The organism is Leifsonia xyli subsp. xyli str. CTCB07 (genome assembly GCF_000007665.1).
Lineage (GTDB): Bacteria > Actinomycetota > Actinomycetes > Actinomycetales > Microbacteriaceae > Leifsonia > Leifsonia xyli_C.
On the sequence record NC_006087.1, the window covers coordinates 630,863 to 656,457 of the forward strand.

The window sequence follows — 25,595 nt, forward strand, 5'->3', positions numbered from 1 at the left end:
ATGTCCAGGGGGGTTGTTTCGGCGATACGGTCGTGAGGAGTTGAGGGGCGAGGGCCTCCGGTTGTGAAGTGGAGCTGTTCAGTTCAACCGCTTCACGATCCAGGAGGCCTTCGTGTCCCACGTTAACGCTGCTCTCACACCGCGCGCTCGTCTGCGCCTTGCCAGGCTCATCGTCGAGGACCATTGGCTGGTCTCCGTCGCAGCGAAGATGTTTATGGTCTCGCCCGTTACCGCGCGGAAATGGGCGGCGAGGTTCCGCGCCGAAGGCACGGGAGGGATGACCGACCGGTCTAGCCGCCCACGATCGATGCCAACGCGGACGCCGTTGCCCGTGCTCAAGCGGATCGTGCGGGCGAGGTGGCGACGACGCCTGGGGCCGGTGCAGATCGCCGGCGAGCTTGGCCTTCCCGCCTCGACCGTCCACGCCGTCCTGGTGTGCTGCCGCATCAACCGGCTCTGCACCATTGATCGGGTCACGGGCGAGCCGATCCGTCGCTACGAGCACGACCACCCTGGATCGCTGATCCATGTCGACGTGACGAAGTTCGGCAACATCCCCAACGGCGGCGGCTGACGATTCGTCGGCCGCGTCCAGGGCGAACGCAACCGGGAAGCGACCGCCACCCGCACGAAGAGCAGGAACCACCGCTACGAGCCACGGTTGGGCACCGTGTTCGTCTACACGATCATCGACGACCACTCCCGCGTCGCCTACGCCGAGATCTGCTCCGACGAGAAGGCGGACACCGCGATCGGTGTCCTGCGGCGTGCTGTCGCCTGGTTCGCCGACCGGGATGTCAGCGTCGAACTCGTCCTCTCGGACAACGGCTCCACCTACAAGTCCTACGCCTGGCGAGACGCCTGCACAGAGCTCGGGATCAGGGCGAAGAAGACCCGACCATACCGACCACAGACCAACGGGAAGATCGAACGCTTCCACCGCACACTCGCCGACGGCTGGGCCTACGCCCGGTTCTATGGTTCAGAGGCCGAACGACGAGAAGCACTCCCCGGCTGGCCCCACTTCTACAATCATCACCAGCACCACTCCGCCATCAGAGCCCCACCCATTAGCAGAATCGACAACAACCTCCCTGGACATCACACCTAGCGCGTCGTGTTGGTCAGCCACGGCGGCGTCATCGGATGTGGTGAACAACCGTGTGCTTCATATCGGCAGCCGGGGCGGGGAAGTAAGGGCGACCCCCGCTGTCGTGGTGCAGCCTCTTCCGGCGCGCTAGGTCCGCGAGACCCTTCCGGTCGCGGCACAGACAGCCGAACGGGGGAGATCGTGCATAGCTGTGGCAGGTCACGAGTAACCACGGAAGGGTGCTGACCGCGCAGGGCCAAGACGGCCCGCCCCACCGCATCGCCCTGGGCCACACCGCGGAGAAGGACTCCGTGAACACGAAGGAACGTGATAGGCTTGTCACCGACCATCTCCCGCTGGTGGGGTACATCGTCTCCGATCTGTGTATGAAGGCCGCCCACCTCGACCGGGACGAGCTCGCGTCCGCCGGGAACCTCGCCCTTCCCCGGGCGTTCGACCCGGACAAGGGCGTCACCTTCGCCTCGTACGCCCGCACCCGCATCTCCGGCGCGATCTCCGACGAGCTCCGCTCGAAGGACTGGGTCTCCCGCGGCATGCGCAAGCGCATCAAGGCGGCGCAGTCCGCCCGCGACGACCTCGCGAAGACGCTCGGGCGCACACCGACGGAGGACGAGGTCGCTTCGCTCCTCGGCATCGGCAAGAAGGCCCTCGCTGAGGCAATGCATCATCAGGCGACCGGGCCGGTCAGCTTCGACGACCTCGCCCCGGATGAGGCCGCGGAGATCACCGAACGGGATGTTTTCCTGCGGACCGCCGTCGAGGCGCTTCCAGATCGGCTGCGTTTGGTCGTCACTCGCATCTTCTGCGAGGAGAGGCAGGTCAAAGATGTCGCTGCCGAACTCGGCATCACCCACGCCGCCGTCTCCATGACCAAAAGCGAAGCCGTCCGGATGCTCCACGAAGGCTGGGTCCGCCATTTCGACGCCGCCGCGGGGCAAGCGCCCTCAGCGAAGATGACCCCCAAACGCACCATGTACCTGAACCGGCTCGCCGATATGTCCAAAACCGCCGGCCCAGTCCTCGAAAGCAGCGTCTGAGGCCGTCCGGCTTCGCAAGCGCTGGGCAGCCGCAGCGGGGGCCGCCAGCGGCGCAGCCGCTTCCTCCATCGCGGTTTTGCGGCGAAGCCGGAGAATCTTCGGGCATCCGCTTACATCGCCGATTCGGCGGCCGATAGTGCGTCATCGCTGGCCCACGGATGGGTCAGCGAGGCACAGCGAATAACCACACGCTCGGCACCGCCACACACCATGGAGGAACCCATAATGGCAATGACCATCAAAACCAACGTCTCTGCCCTGCAGACGATCAATGCGATCAACAAGAACAATGCGGCTCTGGCCAGCTCTATGCAGAAGCTGTCCATCGCTTCCGCAATCAACACGACGGCGGACGACGCTGCCGGCAGCGCGGTCGTGATCGGCCTGCAGTCGCAGATCGGCGGACTCACTCAGGCCGGCAAGAACACCGCCAGCGGCATCGCACTGGTCCAGATTGCCTCCGGCGCGCTGAAGTCGGTCTCCGACATCTTGCAGCGTGTCCGCGACCTGACCGTCCAGGCCGGAACTGACACCAACGATACGAACTCGCGCTTGGACATCAGGACCGAGGTCAACGCTCTCGCCGACCAGCTGACCCAGATCTCGGCGTCGACGAACTACAACGGTGTCAAGCTGCTCGACAGCACCGCCAACCTGACCCTCCAGGTCGGCTCGGGCTCCGTCGCCGTGAACGACCAGATCGGCATCGACCTGACCGGCGTCAAGATCGCCGCCATCGTCACGGCGGTCAAAGCCATCGACCTGACGACCGCGTCGGGTTCCCTCGCGGGTATCGGCACGCTCGACGCCAATATCCAGTCGATCTCCACGACGTCGGCCAGCCTGGGTGCGACCCAGAACCGCCTGAACTACGTGGCCTCGACCCTGGCGACCAACATCGAGAACCTCCAGGAGGCCAAATCGACCATCGCGGACACCGATACGGCCTCCGAGATGGCCAACTTCACCAAGCTGAACGTGCTGACCCAGGCCGGCACCGCCATGCTCTCGCAGGCGAACCAGCAGAACCAGCAGGTCCTCAAGCTGCTGCAGGGCTAGCCGCCGGCCACGGATCGGTGGCGGGGAGTTCCACCGCCGCCACCGGTTCCGCTTCTCCCCCTCGCCGCAACGATTTGCCCGTAGACGATCTCCCCCTCGACGCAACGGAGGACACAGGTGAGCCCCATCAGCGCAATCGGCACCGCGAACAGCATGCCCAGCCTCACGGTCGGCGACGACGGCAAGGTGCATGTCGGCGGTCTGGTCGGCAATCTCGACACCGACTCCATCGTCAACGCCCTCATGCGCGCGGCCGCCGTGCCGCAGGCGAAGCTCCAGGCCGGGCTCGCCGCTGAGACCACCGTCATCTAGGCCTACAAAAACCTCAACGATTTCCTCTCCACGCTCGCCACCACCGCGAAGGCCGACGGCGCCAACGGCCTGAAACTGCTCACCGTCAGCAGCACGGACAAATCCGTCACCGCAACCGCCGGAACCACGGCCGCTGCCACCGCCTTCACCCTCAGCGTCGAGAAGATCGCCCAGTCCCAAGTGTCCGTCACCCGCCCGATGACGGTCTGGCCCACTGCGAACACCGCCGTCACCATCGTCGACGCCACCGGCGCTGCGACCGCCATCGCCGCGAAGTCCACCGACCTCCACGACATCGCTGCCGCCATCAACGCCTCCGGCAAGGGCGTGGCCGCCACCGTGGTCGCCGCCGGCAAAGACGGAGACGGCAATGCGCTCTCCCGCCTCCAGCTCAGCTCGAAGACCGCCGGCGCCGGCGGCGCGTTCCGGCTCTACGCCGGCACGGTCGCCGATGTTCGCGCCGGCACCGCGGCCACAGCGATCGCGAGCACTCTCTCCAGCGCCCAGGACGCTCAGATCACCCTCTACCCGGGCACGTCGTCAGCGCAGGTCGTCACCAGCTCGGGCAATACCTTCGAGGGCCTCCTCCAGGGCATCGACGTCACGGTCTCCGCACCGACGGCCAGCGCTGTCACCCTCACCAGTTCCACCGACGCCAAGAGCGTCGGCTCCAACGCCGCCGCCCTCGTCGCCGCCGTCACGCAGATCGTCCAGTTCATCGACACGAACTCGAAGGACCAGACGAAGACGAACGCCGACGGCAGCACTACGACGACACCGGCGTCGTTCGCCGGTGACAGCACCATCTCGGCGTTCCGCTTCCAGATCATCAAGGCGGTCTCCGCCCCGCTCGGAGCCGGAGCCACGGTCTCCCCGGCGCGGTACGGGTTCACCCTGAACCCCGACGGCACCATCGACGTCGACGCCCCGGCATTCGCCGCGGCGATCGCGGCCGATCTCACCGGGACGGTCGCCGCGGTTCAGCAGATCTCCACCCGTATCGCCTAGATCGCCACGAAAGCCTCTGACGCGCAGCTCGGTTCCCTCACAACGTCGATCGCTGCGAAGAAGAAGGTCGTGGACGCGGATCGGAACGGAATCGACGCGTGGACGGTCCGGCTCGTCCAGCAGCGCATCCGCCTCGAAGCCCAGTATGCCGCCCTCGTCAGAACCCTCGGACAGTTGCAGAACGTGCAGGCCTACCTCTCCCAGCAGTTCGACGCCATGTTCACCTCGAAGTAGCACCAGGAGGCGCCTCGCCATGCCCGCCAATCCCCTCGCCACGTACCGCGACAATGCCATCCTCTCCGCTTCCCCGGCCCAGCTGCTGACGATGTTCTACGACCGGCTCCTCCTCGACCTCACCTTCGGCCGCGAGGCTCTGCTCACGGATGACTCCGCCGAAGCCATGAACCGCATTGCCCACGCGGGCGAGATCATCGCGACGCTTGCCGGCTCGCTCCGCACGGATGTCTGGGATGGCGCAGACGGGCTGCTGAGCCTCTACATCTACGTCGCCACCGCCCTCGTCCGGGCGAACCTCACCCGCAACCCCGGACTCCTCGACGAGTGCATCGCTCTGATGCAGCCGCTCCGCGAGGCGTTCCAGGAGGCGTCCGCGTCTCTGGCGACACGGCCTTCGTGGCAGACGACGGCGGAGGCCGGCGAGGAGTCGCAGGTGATCGCCGTTGCCTGAGCCGACCTGGTCGCAAGCGCTCGACCAGATGGAGTCCCTGGCCCGCTCCCGGGACGCCCGTCTGGGGGAGTGGCAGCCGCCGGCCGGTCTCGGCCCGATCCCCGGGACGCTGCACGATCGCGCCCGCCTGGTCCTCGCCAGGATCTCCGCGTCCATCACGGCTGTGCAGGAAGAGCTCGCACAGCTGGACAGCCGGAAGAAGATGGTCAGCATCGTCCCGGCCCTTTTCGCCGCCGATGAGCCGCAGTACCTGGACGAGGCGCTCTGACCCTCACCTGCGGACCTCGCGCCGCGCGGTGTCGTGGTGCGAGAGCAGCACCGATCCCGCGCCGTTCGTGTTTACACCTGGCCGGGTTCGGCCGATTAGCTAGTCGAGCACGGAAAGCTCGTCTCCCCGGCCACGGATCGGCCCCGGCCCACTCCCCGATGAGGTGATTCGTCGTGCTTCACTCCGTGACCCTGAACGCTATGACATCCGCGCTGGACGGCTACGACGCACAGCAGCGCGCCATCGCCAGAAACATCGCGAACGTGGACCCCCCGGCTACACGGCCCAGGAGGTTCAGTTCGCGGACACGCTGGCCGCCTCCGTCGCCGCGGGCAGCGGTCTCCTCGGCTCGAGCGCGCTGACGCCGGCCGAGAGCCTCGAGCCGACGCGACTGAACGGCAACAATGTCGACCTCGCCTCCGAGACGACCCAGCAGATCAGCGCGAACCTGAAGTTCCAGTTCGCGTCGCAGGCTGCGCAACAGCAGTTCTCCTCGATGCGCGCAGCGATGGAGGTGTGACGGTGCAACTCGATGCGATCGGTATCGCCGGCACCGGTATGAACCTGAACCAGAAGTGGTTGGACGCCATCGGCGACAACCTCGCGAACATCGACGACACCACGAACCGCGCCAATCCGGCTTTCCAGGAGCGGTTCGTGCTGGCGCAGGCGGACTCCGACTCCGGCGGTGTCGCCGTCGCCGGGACTCCCTTCGGGTCCGCTGCCGGCCGCCTGGTGTACTCGCTCCGCGACCCGAACGCCGACGCGCAGGGGTACGTCCGTGGCACCGGCATCGACCTGTCGGTGCAGATGACCAACCTGATCATGGCCCAGCGCGCCTACCAGGCCAATGCGAACACGGTCTCCTCCGCCCGCTATATGTACCAGTCAGCCCTCCAGATCGGACAGAAGTAGTGCCCATCTCCGCCCTCGCCCCCCTCACCGCCACCGGGTCGGCTGGGCCGATCGGTCCGGCCGTTCCCGTCGCCGGTCGCTCCCCCGCCGGCGACGGCGGCTTCGCGGCGTCCCTCGCCAGCGCTGTGAACGGGGTGCAGCAGTCCCAGACGGTCTCCGACCGGCTGAACATCCAGGCGGTCACCGGCAGCCTCGACGACATCCAGGATGCGACCGTCGCCGCCGCACGCGTGTCCACGGAGATACAGCTGTTCGCCACCGTCAAGAACCAGGCCGTCGACGCGTTCAACACCATCATGCGAATGGAGGCCTGATGCCCCCTCGGCTCACCACGGCCTGGAAGAAGATCAGCAGCGCCGCTGCCGGGTTCTCGTTCGCGCAGAAGACCGTCTCGATCCTCGCGGTTCTGGTCCTGGCCCTCGGGGTCACCGGGCTGTCCCTCTGGATGTCCCAGCCGCAGCGCGTACCGCTGTACACCGGGCTCTCGGCGGCCGACGCGGAGGCGATCACTCAGCAGCTGAAGACCGACAACGTCAGCTATCAGCTCACCGACGGCGGCAGCAGCATCCTCGTGCCGCAGGAGAGCGTCTACACCGAGCGCCTGAAGTCCGCCGCGGCCGGGTTGCCGACGGCGGCGAACAAGGGCTACTCGCTGCTGGACAACATGAGCATCACCACCAGCGAGTTCCAGCAGAGCGTCACCTACCAGCGTGCGATGGAGGGCGAGCTCGCCAACACCATCGAAGCGATGGACGGCGTGAAGTCCTCCTCGGTCAAACTGGCGATCCCCGAAAAGACGGTCTTCACCGACCAGGCAGCGGACCCGACCGCGAGCGTGTTCATCGCCACCGCGTCCGGACACACGCTCACCCGTGGCCAGGTGCAGGCGATCGTCCATCTGACCAGCGCAGCGATCGTCGGAATGAAGCCGGCCGATGTGTCCGTCATCGACTCCAGCGGAGCTGTCCTCTCCGCCATCGGCGGCTCCGCATCGGTTTCCGATGGCACCGCGGACACCCTTCAGGCGAGCGTCCAGTCAGCCGTGCAGGGGATGCTCGACAAGGTGCTCGGCTCCGGCAACTCCACTGTCACAGCCAACGCCAGCCTCTCGCAGGCGACCGGCACCAAGACCACCCAGACGTACACCGTCCCGACTGGCGCTCCGGTGACCAGCTCAAGCGAGGAGAAGGAGACGTACACCGGAAGCGGTCCAGCCGCCGCCGGCGTCCTCGGGCAGCCGAGCCTCGACGTCGCCACGAACGGCACCCGCAACACCACCCGCGCTGTCGGCGGCAACGGCTCCTACCAATCGGCTAAGCTCGTCAAGGACAACGCTCTCAACAGCGTCACCGAGACCCAGAGCATCCCCGCCGGACTTCTCCAGCGGCTCACCGTCTCGGTCGTCGTGAACAAGACTGTGGCGGAGGCCGCCGGGCTCGCCACCGCCCAGCTGAGTCAGATGGTCTCCGCGGCCGCCGGTGTCGAAACGACTCGCGGCGACACCGTTTCGGTCGAGTTCGTCGGGTTCTCCAAGGCCGCGCAGCAGGCGCTCAAGCAGGCGCAGCAAGATCAGCAGGGGCAGCAGCTCGCCGAGTGGACCCGCGAGGGCCTGGTCGCCGTCGCCCTCCCGCCGCGCTGATCGTCTGGATCGCCTACCGTCGCCGCCGCACGGCGAAGCCACAGGAGGGGGGGCGAGGCGGACGCCGCCGGATTCCCGTTCGATTTCGGCGACCGGCCTGCCGTCGCCAAACTTGCCGCCCCGAATGTCGACGCTAACCTCCGCAAGCAGGAGCTCGACGCGCTCGCCCTCAGCGACCCCGCGCGCGCCGCAGAGTTCCTCCCGGCTTCATGGATGACAGGAGCGCTCCGTGACCGACCAGAGACATCCCGAGAACGAGCAGCGAGTCGAACTCACCGGCATCGAGCGAGCCGCCCTGGTCCTGATCAACATGGACCAGTCCGCCGCCTCCGCAATCCTCCAGCATATGCCGGAGGGCCAGGCGGAGGAGATCACCGCGGCGATCGTCAAGCTGAAGAACGTCGACAGCAGCGACGTCGACCGGGTGCTCCACGACTTCCACGAGCTGTCGGTCCGCAGCTCGTCCCGGACCCGCGGTGGCCGCGACATCGCCGCTGAGCTGCTCGAGGCGACCTTCGGCTCCGAGCGGGCCGCGTCGGTGATGTCGCGCGTGACGTCCTCGCTCGCAGGCCGGGCGTTCGATTTCCTCTACAACGCCGACCCGCACCAGGTCGCGATGCTCCTGGACGGGGGACTCCCGCACACCTCCGCGGTCGTCCTCGCCCACCTGCGCCCCGACCAGGCTTCCAAGGTCCTCACTGCGCTCAACGACTCCATTCGCACCGAGGTGGCCCACTGTGTGGCGACGATGACAACCGCCAGCCCCGAAGCCGTCCGCGGCATTGCGGAGACGTTGCGTGTGCGTTCCGGCCTGGTCATCTCGACGAAGGATCAGAACGAGGCGTCCGGTGGAGTCCAGCCGCTCGTGGAGATGATCAACCGGGCCGCCGTCGCCATCGAGAAGACCGTCCTCGAAGAGCTGGAGAGCCGCGATCCCGGCCTCGCCGCAGAGATCCGCTCCCGCATGCTCACCTTCAACGACATCGTCAAGCTCGAAGACCGCGACGTCCAGCATGTCCTCCGCGGCATCGACCTGCCGGTCCTCGCCCTGGCGATGGAGGGCTCCCCGCAGCCGGTGCAGGAGGCGATCAAGAACAACCTGTCCGAGCGCAACCGCGAGACCCTGGAGGACGAACTGGAAATCCTCGGCTCCGTCCGCGTTTCCAAGGTCGAGGAGGCTCGCTCCGAGATCGTCCGAGCCATCCGCACCCTCGAAGCGGAGGGCCTGATCACGGTGCAGCGTTCCGAGGACGAGCAGTATGTCGAGTAGGTCGTTCGCACCCGCAGCGTACCCACAGGTCCGCGCCCGGGCGATCCCCGGCGCTGAGACCGAACGCGCCCGGGGGTACGCGGCCGGCTACGCCGATGGCACCCGGAAAGCGCAGGAAGAGCACATCGCCGCGGAGGCCGTCAGGCAGCAGCGGATCGGCGACGCGATCGAGCGCCAGCAGCGGCAGGTCGACCAGGCTGTCGCCGCCATCCGCGCCGCGATCGGGCGTCTGAACGCCCGGCAGGCTCCCGTGATCCAGGACGCCGACGACGCCCTCGTGGAGGCCGGGCTCGAACTCGCCGAGGCGATCCTCGGTCGCGAAGTGGCGGAAGGCCACGTCACCGCAGCGGACACGCTTCGCCGCGCCCTGGCCGCCGTCGCCGACGAACAGGTCGTCGCCGTCCACATGAGCCCCGCCGACGTCAGCCTCCTTGCCGGCGCGAACACGGGCGACGCGCAGATCCGGATGACGGACGGGTTCATCGACGCTCGCATCTGCGCCGCCCTCGACCGCGCCCGCATCGTCCTCACGGGAACGCACGCATGACGGGGTACCGGCCCGGCGCCGACCGTTACGCTGCGGCGCTCCGGGTCGCCGCACCCGAGCGCGTCGGCGCCGTCACCAGCGCAGTCGGGCTCTCGCTCACTGTCGCCGGGCTGCGTGGCGCTGTCGGCGACCTCGTCGAGATCGGTGAGCCCGGCAGCGTCACCCACGCTCAGATCGTCGCCGTCGGCCCCGAGATGACGTGCATGCCGATGACTCCCGCCGCTGGGCACTCCACCGGAGCCGGCGCCCGATTCGCGCTACGTCCGCCGACGGTCCCCACCGGCCGCGGACTCCTCGGCCGGGTCATCAACGGTCTCGGTCACCCGATCGATGGGAAAGGCCCCCTGGACGCGACCTCCTGTCTACCGCTGGACAACGCCGTCCCGAACCCGCTGGACCGCGCTCGCATCGACACCCCGTTGCCGCTCGGCGTCCGCGCGCTCGACACGCTCATCCCCGTCGGCCGTGGTCAAAGACTCGGCCTGTTCGCCGGTTCCGGCGTCGGCAAGTCCTCCCTGCTGTCGATGATCGCCCGCGGCACCGACGCCGACGTCTTCGTCCTCGCCCTCATCGGCGAGCGAGGCCGCGAGGTCCGCGAGTTCCTGGAAGACGACCTCGGCGCAGACGGTCTCGCCCGGTCTGTCGTCGTCGTCGCCACCAGCGACGAGCCAGCGCTCATGCGGAGGCGTGCTGCGTTCGCCGCCACGCGGATCGCCGAGTCCTTCCGCGACAACGGCGCTGACGCGATGCTGATGATGGACTCTCTCACCCGCGTCGCGATGGCGCAGCGGGAGATCGGCCTCTCCGCAGGGGAGCCCCCGGCGACCCGGGGGTATCCGTCGTCGACGTTCTCCACGCTGGCCTCTCTGCTCGAGCGGGCCGGCACCGCCAAGACCGGCTCGATCACGGGCCTCTACACCGTCCTCGTCGACGGCGACGACCACAACGAGCCGATCGCCGACGCCGCTCGGTCCATCCTCGACGGCCACGTCCTCCTCGACCGGAAGCTCGCGATCAACGGCCACTTCCCGTCGATCGACGTGCTGGGCTCGATCTCCCGTCTCGCCGGGAAGATCTGCACGCCCGGCCAGCAGGCGGCGGCGACCGCCCTGCGGAAGGTGATGGCCGCCCGGCGCGCGGCACAGGATCTTCTCGACGTCGGCGCTTACAAGCCCGGTGCGAACCCGCTGGTCGACGCCGGCGTCGAGCACGAGGACCGGATCGCCGCCTTCCTCCAGCAGGGGATGGGGGAGCAGACGACTGCCGAGGCCGCGTGGACCGACCTGGGCGAACTCGTCACCGGGTTCGGGGGTTTCCGATGAGCGGGTTCCCGCTCTCCGGCCTGCTGCGGCTGCGGAACCTGCAGGAGCAGATCGCGGCCGCCGCGTTCGCCGACGTGAACCGGGCCCTCGACCGGGTCCACGATCAGCGGGCCCGCATCCGTTCGGAGATGGCCGGTGCGGAGCCGGGAACGGTGTCCGACCGGACTCTGCTGGCGCTCGCGATGTCCCGGGCGTCCTTCCAATCCATGCTCGCTGGGCTCGCCATCATGCACGAGACCGCCGCTGCGCGTACCGTCGCGACGGCTCACCAGACGGCGAAAGGCCAGGCCCGCGGGATCGAGAAGCTGTACGAGCGCCACCAGACCACCGCCGCTGTGGAGGGCCTTCGCGCCGAGCAGGCCGCCCTCGACGAAGCCGCTGTCACGTCGTGGCGTCGCCAGGACGGAAGGACCACGCGATGATGTTCGTTGCCACGGTGAGCCGGATCGAGCAGATCCAGACGCAGATGGACGCTTTCGGCGGGACGCTGGCCGCCCCGGGGGCCGGCTCGGCGGCGACGGCGGCGAACCCGGCGTCCGTGTCGGCCGACGGCTTCGCTCTGGCGCTCTCCGCGGCGAAGGGCGCGACCGCGACCGCCGGCGCTCTCGTCGACACCGGCGTCACGGGGCAGGATGTCGTCGCCCAGGCCCGGAGGTACATCGGCGTCCCCTATGTGCCCGGCGGCGCCACCTCCGCCGGACTGGACTGCTCCGGACTTGTCCAGCGCGTCTACGCCGACCTCGGCGTCAGCCTGCCTCGTCTGGTGTCCGGGCGGGGGAGCGTCGGGGTGGAGGTCCTGTTCTCCGGCCTTCAGCCCGGTGATCTCATCTCCACCAAGGGCAACGGGCACATCGTCATCTACGCGGGCGAGGGGAAGGTCATCCACGCCCCAGACGCCGGCCGCACTGTCACCGAGACGGCCAATTGGCTCGACCCGTCCGGCATCCAGGACATCCGCCGGATCGTCCCGGCCCCGTCGTCTCCGTGGCGTCTGTCTCAGGCCGCCTCCTCCGGGCTGTCCTCACGATCTCTCTCACCCCTGTTCGGCCCCTCGCCGGGCGGCAGCAGTCTCTCCGGGGTGTCCAGCGCGCAGGCGTCTCAGCTCGCCGCCCTGCTCCGTCTCGGCGCAGACCCGTCGCAGCTCGGGTCTCTGCCCGCCCCGTCCACCGCTTCCCAGCAGCGCTCCCTGGCCGCTCTCCTGGCAGGAGGAACCCGATGATCACGACTATCGCGACCGCGTCGCCCGGCGCCCCGGCGCCCACCAGCGGCGCCACGAGCAGTGCAGCCGGTGCCGCTGGCCTGTTCAGGCTTCTCCTGGGCCACGCCACCCAGCAGGCCAAAGCGGCGGCCCCGGACGGGACAGTCCAGGCCAAGCCGCCGGCAGCCGTGCCGGTCTCCCCGTCGAGCGCTGACCCGGAGATGGCCGCTCCCGTCACGGCCCCCGCGCTCTTCGCCGTCGCGCTTGCGGCTCCCACCCCGCTCGAACGGCGATCGACGCTGTCCGACGCGACCGCTCAGGACGCCCGCTGCGCAGACCACGACGACACGGACGAGAAACCGGACCGCCCGGCGACGGACCCGCCCCCGGCGAGCACGTTCACAAGCGCGGCGGCCACCGCACCGCTCCTCCCGCAGCCAGACGCGACCGCTCCTGGGGCGTCGGCCCCACCGGCGGCTCCGGCTCCCTCCGCCCTCGCATCAGCCGCTCGACCGGCAGCCAGCAGCCCGGGCATGTCGGACGGCTTCTGCGCTCCCGCCCCGGCCGCTCGTGTGCCGCAGGTGTTTGTGTCACAGCCGCTGCCTCATCCGCTGGCCGCAGCGGCGGGGGAGGCGGCAGCGCTGCCCACGACCGCTGCAGGTCCCACGGCGGCGCTCCCGGCCCCGGATCGCCCGGCCACGCTCGGCCTGGTGCCGGATCGTTCGGTCGCGTTGGGTCCGGTGCTGGGTCCTTCGGCTGTGGAGCGCCCGGCGCTGGGCCGTCCGGTCGCCGCTCGCCCTCTGCCCTCCGACGCCTCGCCGGCGCTGCGCGCCGAGTGGGCGGCCGTTGCCTCCTCAGCCCCCGCCGCGCAGGTCCCGCAGTGGGTGAGCCCGCCTGCCGCGCCCCCGGCCGTGCCGCAGCTCATCGCTCCGAACCCGCAGCAGCCGCTGAGCCAGCAGCTCTTCCAGCCGATGCTGGCGCTGGCACAGGGGGGAGAACGGCGAGCAGAGCGTCATCGTCCGGGCGCTCCGGACGAGTTCGGCCCCGTCACTGTCCGCGCGCACCTCACGGTTACGACGGTCCGTTTCGAGCTGTCCGCGCCGAGCGAGGCTGGCCGAGAGGCCCTCCGGCACATCCTCCCTGAGCTCCGCGCCGATCTGAACGCCGCGAACGCGAACGGATTCGTGAACGTCGCTGACCAAACCGGGCAGTCGGCCGATAGGGAAGATCACGCTCAGCACTCCTGGGCGCAGCCACAGGAAGGCAACCGTCGCGGTGAGATCGGCGGCGGAGGGCAGGACGCCCCGGACAACCGCACCATCGCCCGGCGGAGCGTTTACACCCTCGATGTCCTCGCCTGACCCCGGGAGCGTCTCGTTGACCGCTGTGAACTCCATCGCCTCGGCGAACTCCACCCCTTCCCTGTACGCCACGCAGCCGACCAGACAGCCGGTTCAGACGATGGGAGCTGAGCAGTTCATGCACCTGCTCGTCGTTCAGCTTCAGAACCAGGACCCGACCTCACCGATGGACACCGCGCAGATGGTCCAGCAGACGACGCAGCTGGCGATGATGCGATCCATGCAAGACATCATTCGGCCCTCACCAGCGACCTCGGCCTGCACCAGGCCAGCGTCGCCTCGTCGATGATCGGCAAGCGCCTGAGCTACCTCGCCCCGGACGGCAAGACCCAGACCGGCGTCGCCACCGGAGTGTCCCTGACCAGCTCGGGGCCGCTCATGAAGATCGGCGACACCACCGTCGCCTTCTCCCAGATCGTCGGCATCGACCAAACCGACGCCTGACCCCTCCCACGAAAGGCTCACCATGCTTCGTTCTCTCGACTCCGGTGTCTTCGGCCTCCAGGCCCAGCAGACGATGCTCGACGTCACGGCCAACAACATCGCCAATGTGAACACCGCCGGGTTCAAGGCGTCCTCTGTCCAGTTCGAGGACGCGCTCTCCCAGGTGACCCGCACCGCGTCCGCGCCCACCGATGTCATCGGCGGCACCACCCCGGCCGCAGTCGGCCTCGGCGTCCGCGCCGCCGGCATCGACACCGACTGGACTCAGGGTGCCACCCAGACCACCGGCAAGGCCACCAACCTCACGCTCAATGGCGACGGGTTCTTCGTCATCCGCTCAGCCGGCCAGACTCAGTACACCCGCGCCGGTAACTTCACCACCGACGACAGCGGCACCCTGGTCACCCCCGATGGGGCCCGCGTCCAGGGGTGGGGAGCGGCCGGCGGCGTGGTCAACAGCGGCGTCGCACCCAGCACCATCACCATCCCGCTGAACGTGCAGTCCCCGGCCGTGGCGACCACGAGCGCCACAGCCACCGGCAACCTCCCCTCGGACGCCGCGGCCGGCGCCGTCGTCTCCTCGAGCGTGCGGGTACACGACGCCGCCGGCGGCGAACGCACGTTGACGCTCACCTTCACCAGCTCCGGCGGCGGCAGCTGGAGCGTCAACGCCGCCGATGCGAACGGGGCCACCGCCTCCGGCCCCCTCGCCTTCACCGCAGGGGCGCGCAGCACGGGTGGCACACTCGCCGTCGGCGGCATCAGCGTGGACATGACCCAGATGACGGTCTACGCCGGAGCCACCTCCGCTGGCATCACCAAGCAGAATGGCTCCGCCGCGGGCGCCCTCCAGTCCTTCACCTTCGACCAGGACGGCACCATCGAGGGGTCGTTCTCCAACGGCGCCCGCCTGGCGATCGGCCGGGTCGCCGTGGCGACTTTCTCCAACCCGAGCGGCTTCCAGAAAGCGGGGAGCTCCGCGTTCACCGCCACGGCCGACTCCGGTATCCCGCAGGTCGCCGCCGACTCCGGAACCGGCACCATCACCGTCGGCGCGTACGAAGGCTCCAACGTCGACCTCGGCAGGGAGTTCACCAACCTGATCGTCTCCCAGCGTGCGTTCCAGGCCAGTGCCCGTGTCATCACCACCAGCGACGAAATCCTGCAGGAGCTGACCCAGCTCAAGAGCCGCTGATCCGCCCGCCGCCCAGAGGCGCTCTGCCGTCCTTCGCCAGCGGAGAGGGGAGATTCCCTCGCCCACGTTTCCGGAGAGCCGAATGATCAAAGTGACCAAGTTGAACGGGGCGCAATTCGCGGTCAACCCCGACCTGATCGAACGCATCACCTCCGACCCCGACTCGGCCGTCACGATGGTCGACGGTGTTCGCTATGTGGTTCTGGAAGACGTCGACACGATCATCGACCTCATCGCCGCCTATCGAGCCAAGGTCCTCGCCGTCGCGTACGAACACGGCGTCGGCCCCCTCGGCGGGGGAGGTTCCCGCTGATGGACCTCGGAATGATCGTCGGTGTCCTCGGAGCGTTCGGCGCCGTTCTCTCATGGTGTTCATCGAGCAAACCCCGGTCGTCTCTCTGCTGCTTCCCGGCCCCATGATCCTCGTGTTCGGCGCGACGATCGCGATCGGGTTCGCCGGATCGACCATCACCGACGGCGTTCGCGGGTTCGCGGCGATCCCGAAGGCGCTCAAAGGCAAGAAGCCGAACTTCCCGGCGACGATCGACAGCATCGTCGAGCTGGCCGACAAGGCCCGCTGCAATGGCCTGCTCGCCCTCGACGGCGAAGGGGACCGGATCGGCGACCCGTTCTTCAAGACTGCGTTGCAGGGTCTCACGGACGGCAAAGACTCCGAGGATCTCCCGGACCTGCTCGAAGAAGAGATCCAGACCCGCACTCATGCGGAGAAGAACGCGTCGAAGTACTTCACGACGATGGGCGGTTACGCCCCGACTGTCGGCATCATCGGCCCGGTCGTCTCGCTCGCTCATGTGCTCGAGAACCTGTCCAGCCCGGACAAACTCGGACCGATGATCGCCAGTGCGTTCATCGCCACTCTGTGGGGTCTCGTGTCGGCCAACTTCATCTGGCTGCCGCTGGGCACCCGCCTGTACCGGCTCGCGGAGTTGGAGTCCGAGCGGATGCACCTGATCGTCGAGGCGGGGAAGTCCGCCCCCCGCGTCGTCGCTAAGGGAGCCGACTTCGTCGCGACCCGCATCCGGGAAGAGGCACGGTCCGCCGGCGTCCCGATGGTGCAGGACCTCCCGCTGGCCCGCGCGCTCCACAGGGATGTCCCGCTCGGTCAGCCGATCCCGAACGAGCACTTCGGGCAGGTCGCACACGTCCTCGCGTTCGTCATGATGCTCCGCAAGCGCGGCGCCTCCCTCGACAGCGTCCTGCACCTGCCGCCCCCGCGGACCCCCAGCTCCTGACCGGCTCCGCTGCATAGCTGTAGCCGTGAGGAAGAACCTGCCGGTGATCGCCGTGCCCCTCGGGGTCGTCGGCGTCATCCTCCTGCTCATCGTTCCGGTGCCCTCCTGGGCGCTCGACGTGTTGATCACCGTGAACATCGTCTTCGGTGTCGTCGTCCTGCTGACGACCATGTTCGTCAAGAAGCCCCTCGACTTCTCTGTCTTCCCGTCGCTGCTCCTGGTCGCGACCCTGCTGCGGCTCGGGCTGAACGTCGCCTCCACCCGCCTCGTGCTCGGAAACGGGTTCGCCGGCCAGGTCATCCAGACCTTCGGCCACGTCGCCGTCGGCGGAAACATCATCGGCGGCGTCGTCTTCCTCATCCTGGTCGTCATCCAGTTCGTCGTCGTCACCAAAGGAGCCGAACGCGTGGCCGAGGTCGGCGCGCTTCACCCTGGACGCCATGCCCGGCAAGCAGATGGCGATCGAAGCCGATCTCAACGCCGGGCTCATCACCGACAGCCAGGCGCGCGAGCGCCGGGCGGAGGTCGCTGCGGAGGACGACTTCTATGGCGCGATGGACGGCGCCAGCAAATTCGTCAAGGGCGACGCGATCGCCGGAATCCTGATCATCGTCATCAACATCGTCGGCGGCATCGCGATCGGCACCCTCCAGGACGGCCTGGCGATCCAGGAGGCGATCGCCGATGCCGGCACCGGCATCGACGCGATCGCGGCGCTCGGCGTCGCCGACACGACCACCCCCGACTCGACCGTGCTCCTCGGCGTGCCGGTCGGCTGGTCTGACAACAGCGGCGCGCTCGGCTGACCCCTCAGCGCCGACCACCTCAACGAACGGACCAGCATGCTTGTCCTCACCCGGAAACAGGGCGAGAAGATTCTCATCGGCGACGATATCGAGATCACCGTCCTCGACACCCGCGGCGACGGTATCCGCATCGGCATCAGCGCACCCCGGGGCATCCGCATCCAGCGCGACGAAGTGCGCAAGGCGATCGAAGCGGAGAACCGCAGCGCCGCCATGCGGAACCCGGCCGCCGAGTTCGAGCTGATCGCCTCCCTCACCGCTCTCCAGAACGCCGAGGACCCGCCACCGCGCTGAGCTGCGAGCCGGTCCAGCCCGCACTCAGCGCGCCGGTGACACGCCCGGCCAGGAGAACTCACACCGTCTGGCCCGCCCCGTCGCATAGCCGGGGCATGAGTGCAGAGATGGGCACGCGGAGAGACCACTCCGGTGAGACCCCTTCCCCCTGTACGAGGCACATCGCCATGATGTCTCTGGAAAAACGCCCCTTCCCACGCACAGGCCCATCATGGCGAACAACGCAAGTGCCAAGCGTGCCATCATCGACGCCCGGATCAGCGCCATCGCCGCCCAGGCCGTGACCGCGGAGATCGAGGAGACCACCGCCCGGTGGATGATCATCGAACTGCTGGGAAACGCCGACTACGACAAGATGATCGCCCACCGCGCCTCCGCCCAGTACGCCCTCGAGCCGCAGGAGATCGACGATCTCATCCTCCGCCTCCGCGCCCTGATCGAGCGCAATGCCCTCCAAACCGGCTTCCTCGACCTCAACCGGTTCGTCACCAGCAGCGCCTGCGGCTGGGCGTACAACCTCTCCTCGGCGGCGGCTGCCTCCGAGATCCGCAACATGCGCTGGCACACCACCCGCGTGCTCAGCGTCGACCCCATCCGTGTCTCCAGCGCGGGTACGACGGAACGGCGTGCCAGAGCCGGTCGAGTGGGACCTCGCCGACGACCGCGACCGTGGCCGAGTGGAGGAGCTCGCCGACATCCTGGCCGACGAAGGTCACACCGAGGACGACCTTCCGGTCTTCGTCTACGACCATCCGCGCGCGGCCTTAGTTGTCCGCGACGACGGAGGCACCGCTGACGCTCCCGAGGGGGTAGTCGACGATGCGGATGCGGTAGCCGGCCTTCTCCGCCGCCGACGCGGTGAGCCCGGCCGAGGCGACCTCGGGGTCAGTGAACGTCACCTGGGGGACGGCTCGGTGTCGGCCGTCGCGGCGAAAGCGCTCCACGGTGCGAGGGGGAGCTCGCGGCCCTTCGCCCGGGCCGCGATTGCGTCGCCGGCGGCGCGGGCCTGGTACTTGCCCTGGTGGGTGAGCAGCGCGCGGCGGTTGACGTCGCCGACCCCGTAGAGCCAGCCCTCCGCCACGGGCTCGCTGTGCTCGTCCACGACCCGCATGCTGTCGCCGACCTTCAGCCAGTCTCCGTCTTCGAGGCCGAAGGCGTCCAGGCCGAGACCGCCGGTGCGGGGGACGCGGCCGGTCGCGACGAGCAGCTCATCCGTCTCGACGGTCGCGCCGTCGTCCAGCCGGAGACGGAACCGGCCGCCGGCGCTGCGCTCGACCGCGGTGGGCGCCGTGTCCAGGTGCAGGGTCGCGCCGAGTTCGCGCAGGGCGGCGGCCACCGCCTCGCCGGCGAACGGTTCGTTTCCGCTGAGGAGGCCGCTGCGGGAGATGAGGTGAACCTCGGCGCCGAGTTCGGCGTACGCCGTCGCCATCTCTGTGCCGACCCCCCGCCGCCGAGGATCGCGAGCGACGCCGGAATCCGCTGCGCGCTCGTCGCGTCGCGGCTGGTCCACGGCCCGGACTCGCGCAGCCCGGGGATGTCTGGCATCAGTGCGGCCGAGCCCGTACACACCGCGACCGCGTGCTTCGCTGTCAGCACGGTCACGGCGCCGTCTTCGTCGGTGACGGCGACTTCTCGTGGCGCGGCGATCGTCGCCCGCCCGTACACGAGGTCGATGCCTGCGCCCTTCAGCCAGTCGACCTGGCTGTCGTCCTTCCAGCCGCTCGTCATGATGTAGCGGCGCTTCAGCACCGCCGTCTGATCCAGGGGCCCGGTCACTGCCTCGCGCGCGCCGCCCACCCGCTGGGCCGCGCGCAACGCCGCAGCGGAGCGCAACAACGCCTTTGAGGGCATACACGCCCAGTACGAGCATTCGCCTCCGACGAGTTCGGCTTCCACGATGACCGTGCGCATCCCGCCCTGGGTTGCCCGGTCCGCTACGTTCTCGCCGATCGCCCCGGCCCCGATCACGATGACGTCGTACTCGGTGGGTGTGGTCATTCTTCCTCCTGCTTGTCGAGCTGTGCGGTGGGGGACGGGCGAGAAGAAGACGGGCGAGAACGAGAACGAGAGCGGATGGCTGGTGTGGGACACCGGGCCGCGGGGTGAGTTGTGACCCGCTGCCACCGCCTGTGACCCGCTGCTACCGCCCCATGAACCGCGCCTCCGTTCGCGTCAGGAAAGCTTCCATCCAGATCCGGGCGTCTTCGCTTCCCGCCAGCCGGACCAGTTCCGCCGGCAGCTCGGCCTCCGCCACGTCGTCCCCTTCGCGGACGGCTGCTTTGGCATTGCGCAGCGCTGCCTGCACCGCGAGCGGAGCCTGGGAGGCGATGCGTTCCGCGATGCCGAGCGCCGCCGCCAGCTGTTCGCCGTCGTCGACGATCTCCTGGACGAGGCCGATGCGGTGGGCCTCTGCGGCGTCGAAGGTGTCGCCGGTGAGGATGTAGCGCATGGCATCGCCCCACCCTGCGGCGCGCGGAAAGCGGATGGTCGCGCCACCGAACGGCAGGATGCCGCGGGTGACCTCGATCTGGCCGAACACGGTTCCACGGGCTGCGACCGCGATGTCGGCGACGAGGACGAGTTCGATTCCGAGTGTGAGGCATGTGCCCTGGACGGCGATGACGACGGGCTTGCTGAGGGAGCGGCCGGAGACCTGCCAGGGGTCGATGCCGGTTCCGGAGACGAACGAGAGTCCGCCGCTGCCGATGCGCGGGCCGAGGTCGGCGAGGTCGAGACCGGCGGTGAAATGGTCGCCGATGGCGTGGACGACGCCGACGCGCAGTTCCGGATTCCATTCGAGCTCGCCGTAGGCCTCGGCGAGAGCGGTCAGCAGCTCGAAGTCCGCAGCGTTGCGCTTCTCTGGCCGGTTGAAGCCGATCAGCAGGATGTGCCCTCGCCGTTCGGTCAGGATCTTGGGCTCGGTCATGCTCTCAAGCTACCGCCGGGCTGGACAGGAGTCATCCGGGTCACGGCGCATCTGTGGATAACCGCTGCGGACCGGACGCTGTGGAGGAAGGAGCGTCCGGGGAAACGGGTGCGACCGGAGTGCCAGAGGTGCGCGGACCCGCGACCGGGCTCGTCAGCGCGCCCAGAACTCGCAGGATCACCGGCAAATCCCGGACCGCCGCCTCCGCCGACTCCGGGGCGAACTCCGTCACCGCCGCCCCGGCCAGCTCGAACCGCGCCCGCAGCGCCCGGATGGCATCGCACAGCTGCTCCGTCGTCACCCCGAACGGCTCTGGAGACCCGATCCCGTCCACCACCGCCGGGTCGAGGACATCCAGGTCGATGTGCAGATACACCGCGGTCGCTCCGGAGGCCCCGACGGCGCGGACGAGGGCGTCTGGGTCATCGAAGTCGCCCGGTTCGACGACCCGGATGCCGTTCTTCGCCACGAAGGCCGACTCGCCCTCGTCCAGTGCGCGCGTCCCGGCGAGCACGATGGAGGACGGCTTCAGGACAGCGGAGCCCGTCGAGGCGAGTCCGTCCGGTCCGTCGCCGAGCAGAGCGCGCAGCACCATTCCGTGAAACGCCCCCGACGGCGAAGTGGCGACGTCGTTCAGATCGCCGTGTGCGTCGAACCAGACGAGCGCGAGCGCGCCCCCGGGACGAGTGGAAACCGCGTGCTGTACGCTCGCCAGGTCCGCGCCGCAGTCTCCACCCACGGTCACGATCGGTGCTGCGAGCACCTCGATCTCCGCGGCGGCCAGCTCGCGGATCGCGGTGAGCGACGAGTACCGCTGAACCCCGGTCCCGAGCGCCTCGCCGGCCGCAGCCGGAACGGTCACGACGTGGGTTCGCGAGACCGGGAGGTCGCCGAGGACGGCTTCCGCGCCGTCGATCAGGCGCATGGCCCGCGACGAACCGGAACCCTGCCATTGCGGGATGACGAGGAACGACGCACCGCTCATCCCTTGTCCTTCTGATTCAGCTCCGGACCGGGAAGCGGATCGCCGTCCCGGCGTGTTCGGCGCTGTGGCCCTGCGGGTGGCTGTCCGGGCTCCGCGCCTCCGGCGGCCTTCTTCCTCCGCCGCCAGCGAACGACGAAGAGCGCAGCGCCGCCGATGAGGATCGCGCCGAGGAGGGACAGCACGAGGAAAGCGGGGCCGTCGCTCCCGCCGTCGACCGCGTCCCCGAGCCCCTGAGCGGCGGCGATGGCCGCACCGGCCCACTCGGAGTCGTGCAGCCGGGGTTCGATGTCGTTTTGCTCGATCTTGCCCAACCGGTCGTCGTCGACCGGGCCGATGTCGTCGCCGGAGAGAGAGTAGGCGTGTCCGTCGGCCGCGATGGCGAGCAGATAGTCCGTCGGCCCGAGGCCGTTCTCCGAGGCCGTCTCGTTTGCCCAGTCCTCGGCGTCCTCCGGGCCGGTGAACCGGTCGACGAAGACGACGTAGAGGTCGAGTTTGTGGTCCGAGCGGAGCTTCTTCGCGGCGTTCTCGATGCGTTTGGTGTCGCCGCGGCTGAGCACACCGGCCTGATCCAGGACGTGACTGCTGCCCAGGGAGACGGGGTCCTGTGTCGAGACGGACCGCGGAGCCGAAGCCGATTCAGCGGAGGAAGCCGGGGCCGCTTCCGCGAACACCGCCGGGATCACCGCCAGTCCGGCCGCAAGGAGCATCCCGGTCAGCACTCGTCTCAAGCCCGCGCACCCCGCTTTCCGAACTCTCCTTGGGTTCGAGCCGAGTCTATTGAGAGGGCGGGCCGCTGTCACTGTTGCCGCCTGTTACGGCCCGGGATGCGCGGCCTGGCGGCCACCCCCAGAATGAGCGGTGTGTCCACTTCCGCGCACACGCTCGCTGTGGTCGAGGCGACGCGGTTCCGCGGCCACGATCCGGCATACCACGTGTACGCGCAACTGCTCGTCGGGGCCGTGCTCGCCCGTGCGGCGGAGGCCGGCTGGACGGTCACGCGCACCGCTGCCGACCGGGGAGCCAGCGTCGTGCTCGACCGCACCGCCGGCGCGGACGCTGTCGTGATCGTCGGCGGCGAGGACATCGCGCCGCGCTTCTACGGCGGACCGAGCGGTTATGCGAACGAAGGGCGGTACCTCGAGACGGCCGACGCGGCGCAGATCGCCCTCGTACGCCAGGCGGTGGAGCGCAGCGTCCCGCTCCTCGGCATCTGCCGGGGACTTCAGATCGTCAATGTGGCGCTTGGCGGCACGCTCGTGCAGGATCTTGGCGACGGCATCCATGTCAACCGGGGGGCGCCGGTCCCCGATACGCTCACCGATCACGCCGTGCTGCTGGAATCCGGCAGCCGTGTGGAAGCGCTCCTCGGCCCGGTCGCCCGGGTTCGCAGCGCCCACCATCAGGCTGTGGACGCGCTCGGAGCCGGTCTCGTCGTCGCCGGCCGCGCTCCGGACGGGCACATCGAGGCGATCGAGCACGATTCGGCCCCGATCCTCGCTGTCCAGTGGCATCCGGAGGATCCGGGCGCGCCCGCTGGTCAGATGGCTGCGCGTCCCGGCGCTCGCCGCCGTGTGAGCACGGTCGCTGTGCGGTCCTGTGCCGCTGGCGACGAGGGTGCTCTGCCCGCCGGACCGCGCTCTCGAAGCGTCACCGCACCGCCGTCGTGGCTGGAGGAAGGACCGGGCGGCCGGGGCGGAGAGGAAGCCGTGTCACCCGAAGGCCCGTGCGTGCTCCACCAGCCGGTCGAAGGCGGCGTCCAGGTCCGGGTCGAGGCGCTGACGTGAGCTGTCTCCCAGGAACCACTCGACGATCTCGCCCGCACCGCGTGCGAACGGCACCCGGGCCCGGAACTCCGGCACCAGGGCTTTGACCTTGCTGTTGTCGAACTGCATGGAGTGGGCTTTGTCGCCGAGCAGGCCGGGACCGAGTTCCGGCACGGCCGCAGCGATCGACTCGCTCGCCACATGCACGAGCTCGGCCTCGACGCCGAGCGCCTCGGCCAGGTAGCAATAGATCTGGTCCCAGGTCGGCGCCTCGTCGGACGTGATGTGGAACGTGTCGCCCACAGCCTCCGGCCGGCCCAGCAGCCCGGTGAACGCGACCGCGAAGTCGGTGCTGTGCGTGATCGTCCAGCGGCCTGTCCCGTCGCCGTGGACCACCACCGGCGCGCCCCGGCGCATCCGTTCGAGGTCGGTCCAGTGCCCACTCGTCGGGATCATCGTCCGGTCGTAGGTGTGCGACGGCCGCACGATCGTGATCGGGAAACCCCGCTCGCGATACCCCTGGACGAGCAGGTCTTCGCACGCGATCTTGTCGCGCGAATACTGCCAGAACGGGTTCCGCAGGGGAGTGGACTCGGTCACCGGCAGCCGTGACGGCGGTGTCTGGTAGGAGGACGCCGAGCTGATGAACATGTACTGTCCGACCCGCCCCTCGAACAGGTCGAAGTCGGTGTGGATGTGCTCGGGCGTGAAAGCGAGGAACTCCGCGGCCACATCGAAGCTCCGCTGGCCCAGAACGGCATGCATGCTCTCCGGGTCCCGGATGTCGGCGTGCAGCGCTTCCACCCCGTCCGGCAGCCGCCGCTGCGTCTTCGATCCCCGGTTCACGACGGTCACCTCGTGTCCCTGTTTCAGCGCCTCAGCGACGCACGCGGAACTGATGACCCCCGTACCGCCGATGAAGAGTATCCGTGTCGCTGCCATCCCCTGCTCCTCACATCGTCGCCATCGTCATGTCCCCCAGAACGACCAGATTAGTCCGAGAGCGCTCCCGCTCAAGAAGAGGACTTGCTTATATTCCACATATGACTAGAGGTTCATTGCGGTGCTGGCCGTCCTGCAGCTTCCGCGCTCACAGCGAACTGGCAGGAATGCCGTGACCATCCTCGCCCCCTCCGCTGTTCTGTCTCAGTGACGGCGTCGCGGCCAGTGCGCCCCACCGAGGAGGAACCGTGACACAGGAGTACCGCAAGGATCGGGATGCGATCGGCCGGCTCACCGCCGCGCAGTTCGCGGTCACGCAGGAGTCGGCGACCGAGCCGGCGTTCCGCAACGAGTTCTGGAACAGCCACGAGGCGGGGCTCTACGTCGATATCGTGTCGGGCGAGCCGCTCTTCGCCTCCGTGGACAAGTACGATAGCCGTTCGGGCTGGCCGAGTTTCACCGTCCCGGTTGAGCCGGGGAACATCGTCGAGAAGACCGACCGGTCCTTCGGGACGTTGCGCACCGAAGTGCGTTCCGCGCACGGCGACAGCCACCTCGGCCATCTCTTCGACGACGGCCCCGCCGAGGCCGGCGGGCTGCGCTACTGCGTCAACTCCGCCGCGCTCCGTTTCGTCCCGCTCGCGGAACTGGACGAGCAGGGCTATGGCGATTACAAGCGCCTGTTCGAGAATGAGGGAGAAGGAGGGCGGCGATGACAGAGAGAGCGATCCTCGCCGGAGGGTGTTTCTGGGGCATGCAGGACCTCATCCGGAAGCGTCCCGGTGTCCTGCGCACCCGCGTCGGGTACACCGGCGGCGATGTCCCGAACGCTACGTACCGCAATCACGGCAGCCATGCCGAGGCCATTGAGATCGAGTTCGACCCGTCGCGCATCGGCTACCGCGACCTGCTCGAGTTCTTCTTCCAGATCCACGATCCCTCGACCGCGAACCGCCAGGGCAACGATGTCGGCGCCAGCTACCGCTCCGCGATCTTCTACGAGGACGAGGAGCAGCGCCGTGTCGCCGAGGAGACCATCGCGGAGGTGGACGCCTCCGGGCTCTGGTCCGGCAAGGTCGTCACCGAGGTGAGCCCGGCCGGCCCGTTCTGGGAGGCCGGGCCGGAGCACCAGGACTACCTGGAGCGTATCCCGTGGGGCTACACCTGCCACTTCCCGCGTCCGGGCTGGACGCTCCCGAAGCGCGAGGCAGCGGGGGACTGAGCCCGGCCGGTCGGGCTCTCGCTCCAGCGG

The 25,595-nt window shown here is 68.8% G+C and carries 33 protein-coding genes and 3 pseudogenes; 29 read left to right on the plus strand and 7 right to left on the minus strand.

Annotation, left to right across the window (positions count from 1 at the left end):
• Positions 1-112: 112 nt before the first annotated feature.
• The 4 genes and pseudogenes from LXX_RS03050 (at position 113) to LXX_RS12535 (ending at position 3,519) form a co-directional block, all read left to right on the plus strand.
• Positions 113-1,111: pseudogene (locus LXX_RS03050) on the plus strand (IS481-like element ISLxx4 family transposase).
• 218 nt (positions 1,112-1,329) lie between these two features.
• Positions 1,330-2,148, plus strand: coding sequence for a sigma-70 family RNA polymerase sigma factor (locus LXX_RS03055; RefSeq protein ID WP_011185579.1), 819 nt, complete (start codon positions 1,330-1,332; stop codon positions 2,146-2,148).
• 225 nt (positions 2,149-2,373) lie between these two features.
• A complete protein-coding gene (locus tag LXX_RS03060) occupies positions 2,374-3,207 on the plus strand; it encodes a flagellin (protein ID WP_011185580.1) in 834 nt (277 codons plus the stop codon).
• Between the two features lie 117 nt (positions 3,208-3,324).
• Complete coding sequence (locus LXX_RS12535; protein ID WP_050737823.1) at positions 3,325-3,519, plus strand: hypothetical protein; 195 nt, start codon at positions 3,325-3,327, stop codon at positions 3,517-3,519.
• Between the two features lie 2 nt (positions 3,520-3,521).
• On the opposite strand, the gene LXX_RS12540 is transcribed toward LXX_RS12535, so the two are convergent.
• Entirely contained in the window at positions 3,522-3,734 is a 213-nt protein-coding gene (locus LXX_RS12540; RefSeq protein ID WP_050737824.1) for a hypothetical protein, read from the minus strand.
• Here LXX_RS12540 and fliD point away from each other — a divergent pair.
• From fliD to csrA, 21 genes and pseudogenes are all read left to right on the plus strand, one after another.
• Positions 3,718-4,527, plus strand: coding sequence for a flagellar filament capping protein FliD (fliD, locus tag LXX_RS12545; RefSeq protein ID WP_050737825.1), 810 nt, complete (start codon positions 3,718-3,720; stop codon positions 4,525-4,527). The two genes, LXX_RS12540 and fliD, sit on opposite strands and share 17 nt — an antisense overlap.
• A gap of 69 nt (positions 4,528-4,596) precedes the next feature.
• Positions 4,597-4,761 (plus strand): hypothetical protein, encoded by a 165-nt coding sequence (locus LXX_RS14815; protein WP_176714773.1) that lies wholly within the window; start codon positions 4,597-4,599, stop codon positions 4,759-4,761.
• 19 nt (positions 4,762-4,780) lie between these two features.
• Positions 4,781-5,215, plus strand: coding sequence for a flagellar export chaperone FliS (gene fliS / locus LXX_RS03070; protein WP_011185581.1), 435 nt, complete (start codon positions 4,781-4,783; stop codon positions 5,213-5,215).
• Complete coding sequence (locus tag LXX_RS03075) at positions 5,208-5,483, plus strand: hypothetical protein (protein ID WP_041767191.1); 276 nt, start codon at positions 5,208-5,210, stop codon at positions 5,481-5,483. Before fliS ends, LXX_RS03075 begins: the two co-directional genes overlap by 8 nt.
• 163 nt (positions 5,484-5,646) lie before the next feature.
• Positions 5,647-6,003: a hypothetical protein gene (locus LXX_RS03080; protein WP_011185583.1), complete on the plus strand. Its 357-nt coding sequence runs from the start codon at positions 5,647-5,649 to the stop codon at positions 6,001-6,003.
• A complete protein-coding gene (locus LXX_RS03085) occupies positions 6,000-6,398 on the plus strand; it encodes a flagellar basal body rod protein FlgC (RefSeq protein ID WP_011185584.1) in 399 nt (132 codons plus the stop codon). The genes LXX_RS03080 and LXX_RS03085 overlap by 4 nt, the downstream gene beginning before the upstream one ends.
• Positions 6,398-6,712: a flagellar hook-basal body complex protein FliE gene (locus LXX_RS03090; protein WP_011185585.1), complete on the plus strand. Its 315-nt coding sequence runs from the start codon at positions 6,398-6,400 to the stop codon at positions 6,710-6,712. The genes LXX_RS03085 and LXX_RS03090 overlap by 1 nt, the downstream gene beginning before the upstream one ends.
• Positions 6,712-8,037 (plus strand): flagellar basal-body MS-ring/collar protein FliF, encoded by a 1,326-nt coding sequence (gene fliF / locus LXX_RS03095; protein WP_011185586.1) that lies wholly within the window; start codon positions 6,712-6,714, stop codon positions 8,035-8,037. Before LXX_RS03090 ends, fliF begins: the two co-directional genes overlap by 1 nt.
• A gap of 229 nt (positions 8,038-8,266) precedes the next feature.
• A complete protein-coding gene (gene fliG / locus LXX_RS03100) occupies positions 8,267-9,307 on the plus strand; it encodes a flagellar motor switch protein FliG (protein WP_011185587.1) in 1,041 nt (346 codons plus the stop codon).
• Positions 9,297-9,854: a FliH/SctL family protein gene (locus LXX_RS03105; RefSeq protein ID WP_011185588.1), complete on the plus strand. Its 558-nt coding sequence runs from the start codon at positions 9,297-9,299 to the stop codon at positions 9,852-9,854. The genes fliG and LXX_RS03105 overlap by 11 nt, the downstream gene beginning before the upstream one ends.
• Positions 9,851-11,176: a FliI/YscN family ATPase gene (locus LXX_RS03110; RefSeq protein ID WP_011185589.1), complete on the plus strand. Its 1,326-nt coding sequence runs from the start codon at positions 9,851-9,853 to the stop codon at positions 11,174-11,176. The genes LXX_RS03105 and LXX_RS03110 overlap by 4 nt, the downstream gene beginning before the upstream one ends.
• Positions 11,173-11,598, plus strand: coding sequence for a hypothetical protein (locus LXX_RS03115; protein ID WP_050737826.1), 426 nt, complete (start codon positions 11,173-11,175; stop codon positions 11,596-11,598). Before LXX_RS03110 ends, LXX_RS03115 begins: the two co-directional genes overlap by 4 nt.
• Positions 11,595-12,395 (plus strand): C40 family peptidase, encoded by an 801-nt coding sequence (locus LXX_RS03120; protein WP_050737827.1) that lies wholly within the window; start codon positions 11,595-11,597, stop codon positions 12,393-12,395. Before LXX_RS03115 ends, LXX_RS03120 begins: the two co-directional genes overlap by 4 nt.
• The gene (locus tag LXX_RS03125) at positions 12,392-13,735 is read left to right on the plus strand and encodes a flagellar hook-length control protein FliK (RefSeq protein ID WP_041767193.1); all 1,344 of its coding nucleotides are present in this window, start codon (positions 12,392-12,394) and stop codon (positions 13,733-13,735) included. Before LXX_RS03120 ends, LXX_RS03125 begins: the two co-directional genes overlap by 4 nt.
• Before the next feature lie 25 nt (positions 13,736-13,760).
• Positions 13,761-14,024, plus strand: coding sequence for a flagellar hook assembly protein FlgD (locus LXX_RS12550; RefSeq protein ID WP_223227746.1), 264 nt, complete (start codon positions 13,761-13,763; stop codon positions 14,022-14,024).
• Positions 14,021-14,179: a hypothetical protein gene (locus LXX_RS14130; RefSeq protein ID WP_011185591.1), complete on the plus strand. Its 159-nt coding sequence runs from the start codon at positions 14,021-14,023 to the stop codon at positions 14,177-14,179. The genes LXX_RS12550 and LXX_RS14130 overlap by 4 nt, the downstream gene beginning before the upstream one ends.
• A gap of 22 nt (positions 14,180-14,201) precedes the next feature.
• Positions 14,202-15,374 (plus strand): flagellar hook protein FlgE, encoded by a 1,173-nt coding sequence (locus tag LXX_RS03135; protein ID WP_011185592.1) that lies wholly within the window; start codon positions 14,202-14,204, stop codon positions 15,372-15,374.
• Between the two features lie 82 nt (positions 15,375-15,456).
• Entirely contained in the window at positions 15,457-15,687 is a 231-nt protein-coding gene (locus LXX_RS03140; RefSeq protein ID WP_011185593.1) for a flagellar FlbD family protein, read from the plus strand.
• A 52-nt stretch (positions 15,688-15,739) separates the two neighbouring features.
• Positions 15,740-16,627, plus strand: coding sequence for a MotA/TolQ/ExbB proton channel family protein (locus LXX_RS03145; protein WP_011185594.1), 888 nt, complete (start codon positions 15,740-15,742; stop codon positions 16,625-16,627).
• Positions 16,628-16,652: 25 nt separating this feature from the next.
• Positions 16,653-17,310: pseudogene (locus tag LXX_RS13390) on the plus strand (FHIPEP family type III secretion protein); the annotation flags it as partial.
• 159 nt (positions 17,311-17,469) lie between these two features.
• A complete protein-coding gene (gene csrA, locus LXX_RS03160) occupies positions 17,470-17,727 on the plus strand; it encodes a carbon storage regulator CsrA (protein ID WP_011185595.1) in 258 nt (85 codons plus the stop codon).
• A gap of 58 nt (positions 17,728-17,785) precedes the next feature.
• Here the strand turns inward: csrA and LXX_RS14135 are convergent, their stop codons facing one another.
• Both LXX_RS14135 and LXX_RS03170 read right to left on the minus strand, forming a co-directional pair.
• Positions 17,786-18,184 carry a hypothetical protein gene (locus LXX_RS14135; protein ID WP_141692824.1) on the minus strand — a complete coding sequence of 133 codons (399 nt, stop codon included), beginning with the start codon at positions 18,182-18,184 and terminating at the stop codon, positions 17,786-17,788.
• 121 nt (positions 18,185-18,305) lie between these two features.
• A pseudogene (locus tag LXX_RS03170) lies at positions 18,306-19,725 on the minus strand (NAD(P)/FAD-dependent oxidoreductase).
• Here LXX_RS03170 and LXX_RS14820 point away from each other — a divergent pair.
• Complete coding sequence (locus LXX_RS14820) at positions 19,625-19,840, plus strand: hypothetical protein (RefSeq protein ID WP_176714772.1); 216 nt, start codon at positions 19,625-19,627, stop codon at positions 19,838-19,840. The pseudogene LXX_RS03170 and the gene LXX_RS14820 overlap by 101 nt on opposite strands.
• Positions 19,841-19,867: 27 nt before the next feature.
• On the opposite strand, the gene LXX_RS03175 is transcribed toward LXX_RS14820, so the two are convergent.
• Genes LXX_RS03175 through LXX_RS03185 form a run of 3 tightly spaced genes read right to left on the minus strand, consistent with a single transcriptional unit; the run spans position 19,868 to position 22,357 of the window.
• A complete protein-coding gene (locus LXX_RS03175; protein ID WP_011185596.1) occupies positions 19,868-20,653 on the minus strand; it encodes a crotonase/enoyl-CoA hydratase family protein in 786 nt (261 codons plus the stop codon).
• Between the two features lie 40 nt (positions 20,654-20,693).
• Complete coding sequence (locus tag LXX_RS03180) at positions 20,694-21,638, minus strand: arginase family protein (protein WP_011185597.1); 945 nt, start codon at positions 21,636-21,638, stop codon at positions 20,694-20,696.
• On the minus strand, positions 21,635-22,357 hold the full coding sequence (locus LXX_RS03185) for a TPM domain-containing protein (RefSeq protein ID WP_041767202.1): 723 nt from the start codon (positions 22,355-22,357) through the stop codon (positions 21,635-21,637). The genes LXX_RS03180 and LXX_RS03185 overlap by 4 nt, the downstream gene beginning before the upstream one ends.
• 141 nt (positions 22,358-22,498) lie before the next feature.
• Here LXX_RS03185 and LXX_RS03190 point away from each other — a divergent pair, with 141 nt between their 5' ends.
• Positions 22,499-23,422, plus strand: coding sequence for a gamma-glutamyl-gamma-aminobutyrate hydrolase family protein (locus LXX_RS03190; RefSeq protein ID WP_223227704.1), 924 nt, complete (start codon positions 22,499-22,501; stop codon positions 23,420-23,422).
• Here LXX_RS03190 and LXX_RS03195 read toward each other — a convergent pair.
• Positions 23,348-24,343: an SDR family oxidoreductase gene (locus tag LXX_RS03195; RefSeq protein WP_041767204.1), complete on the minus strand. Its 996-nt coding sequence runs from the start codon at positions 24,341-24,343 to the stop codon at positions 23,348-23,350. The genes LXX_RS03190 and LXX_RS03195 overlap by 75 nt on opposite strands.
• A 248-nt stretch (positions 24,344-24,591) precedes the next feature.
• Here LXX_RS03195 and msrB point away from each other — a divergent pair, with 248 nt between their 5' ends.
• Positions 24,592-25,059, plus strand: coding sequence for a peptide-methionine (R)-S-oxide reductase MsrB (gene msrB, locus LXX_RS03200; RefSeq protein ID WP_011185599.1), 468 nt, complete (start codon positions 24,592-24,594; stop codon positions 25,057-25,059).
• Positions 25,056-25,565: a peptide-methionine (S)-S-oxide reductase MsrA gene (gene msrA, locus LXX_RS03205; protein ID WP_011185600.1), complete on the plus strand. Its 510-nt coding sequence runs from the start codon at positions 25,056-25,058 to the stop codon at positions 25,563-25,565. The genes msrB and msrA overlap by 4 nt, the downstream gene beginning before the upstream one ends.
• Positions 25,566-25,595: the final 30 nt, after the last annotated feature.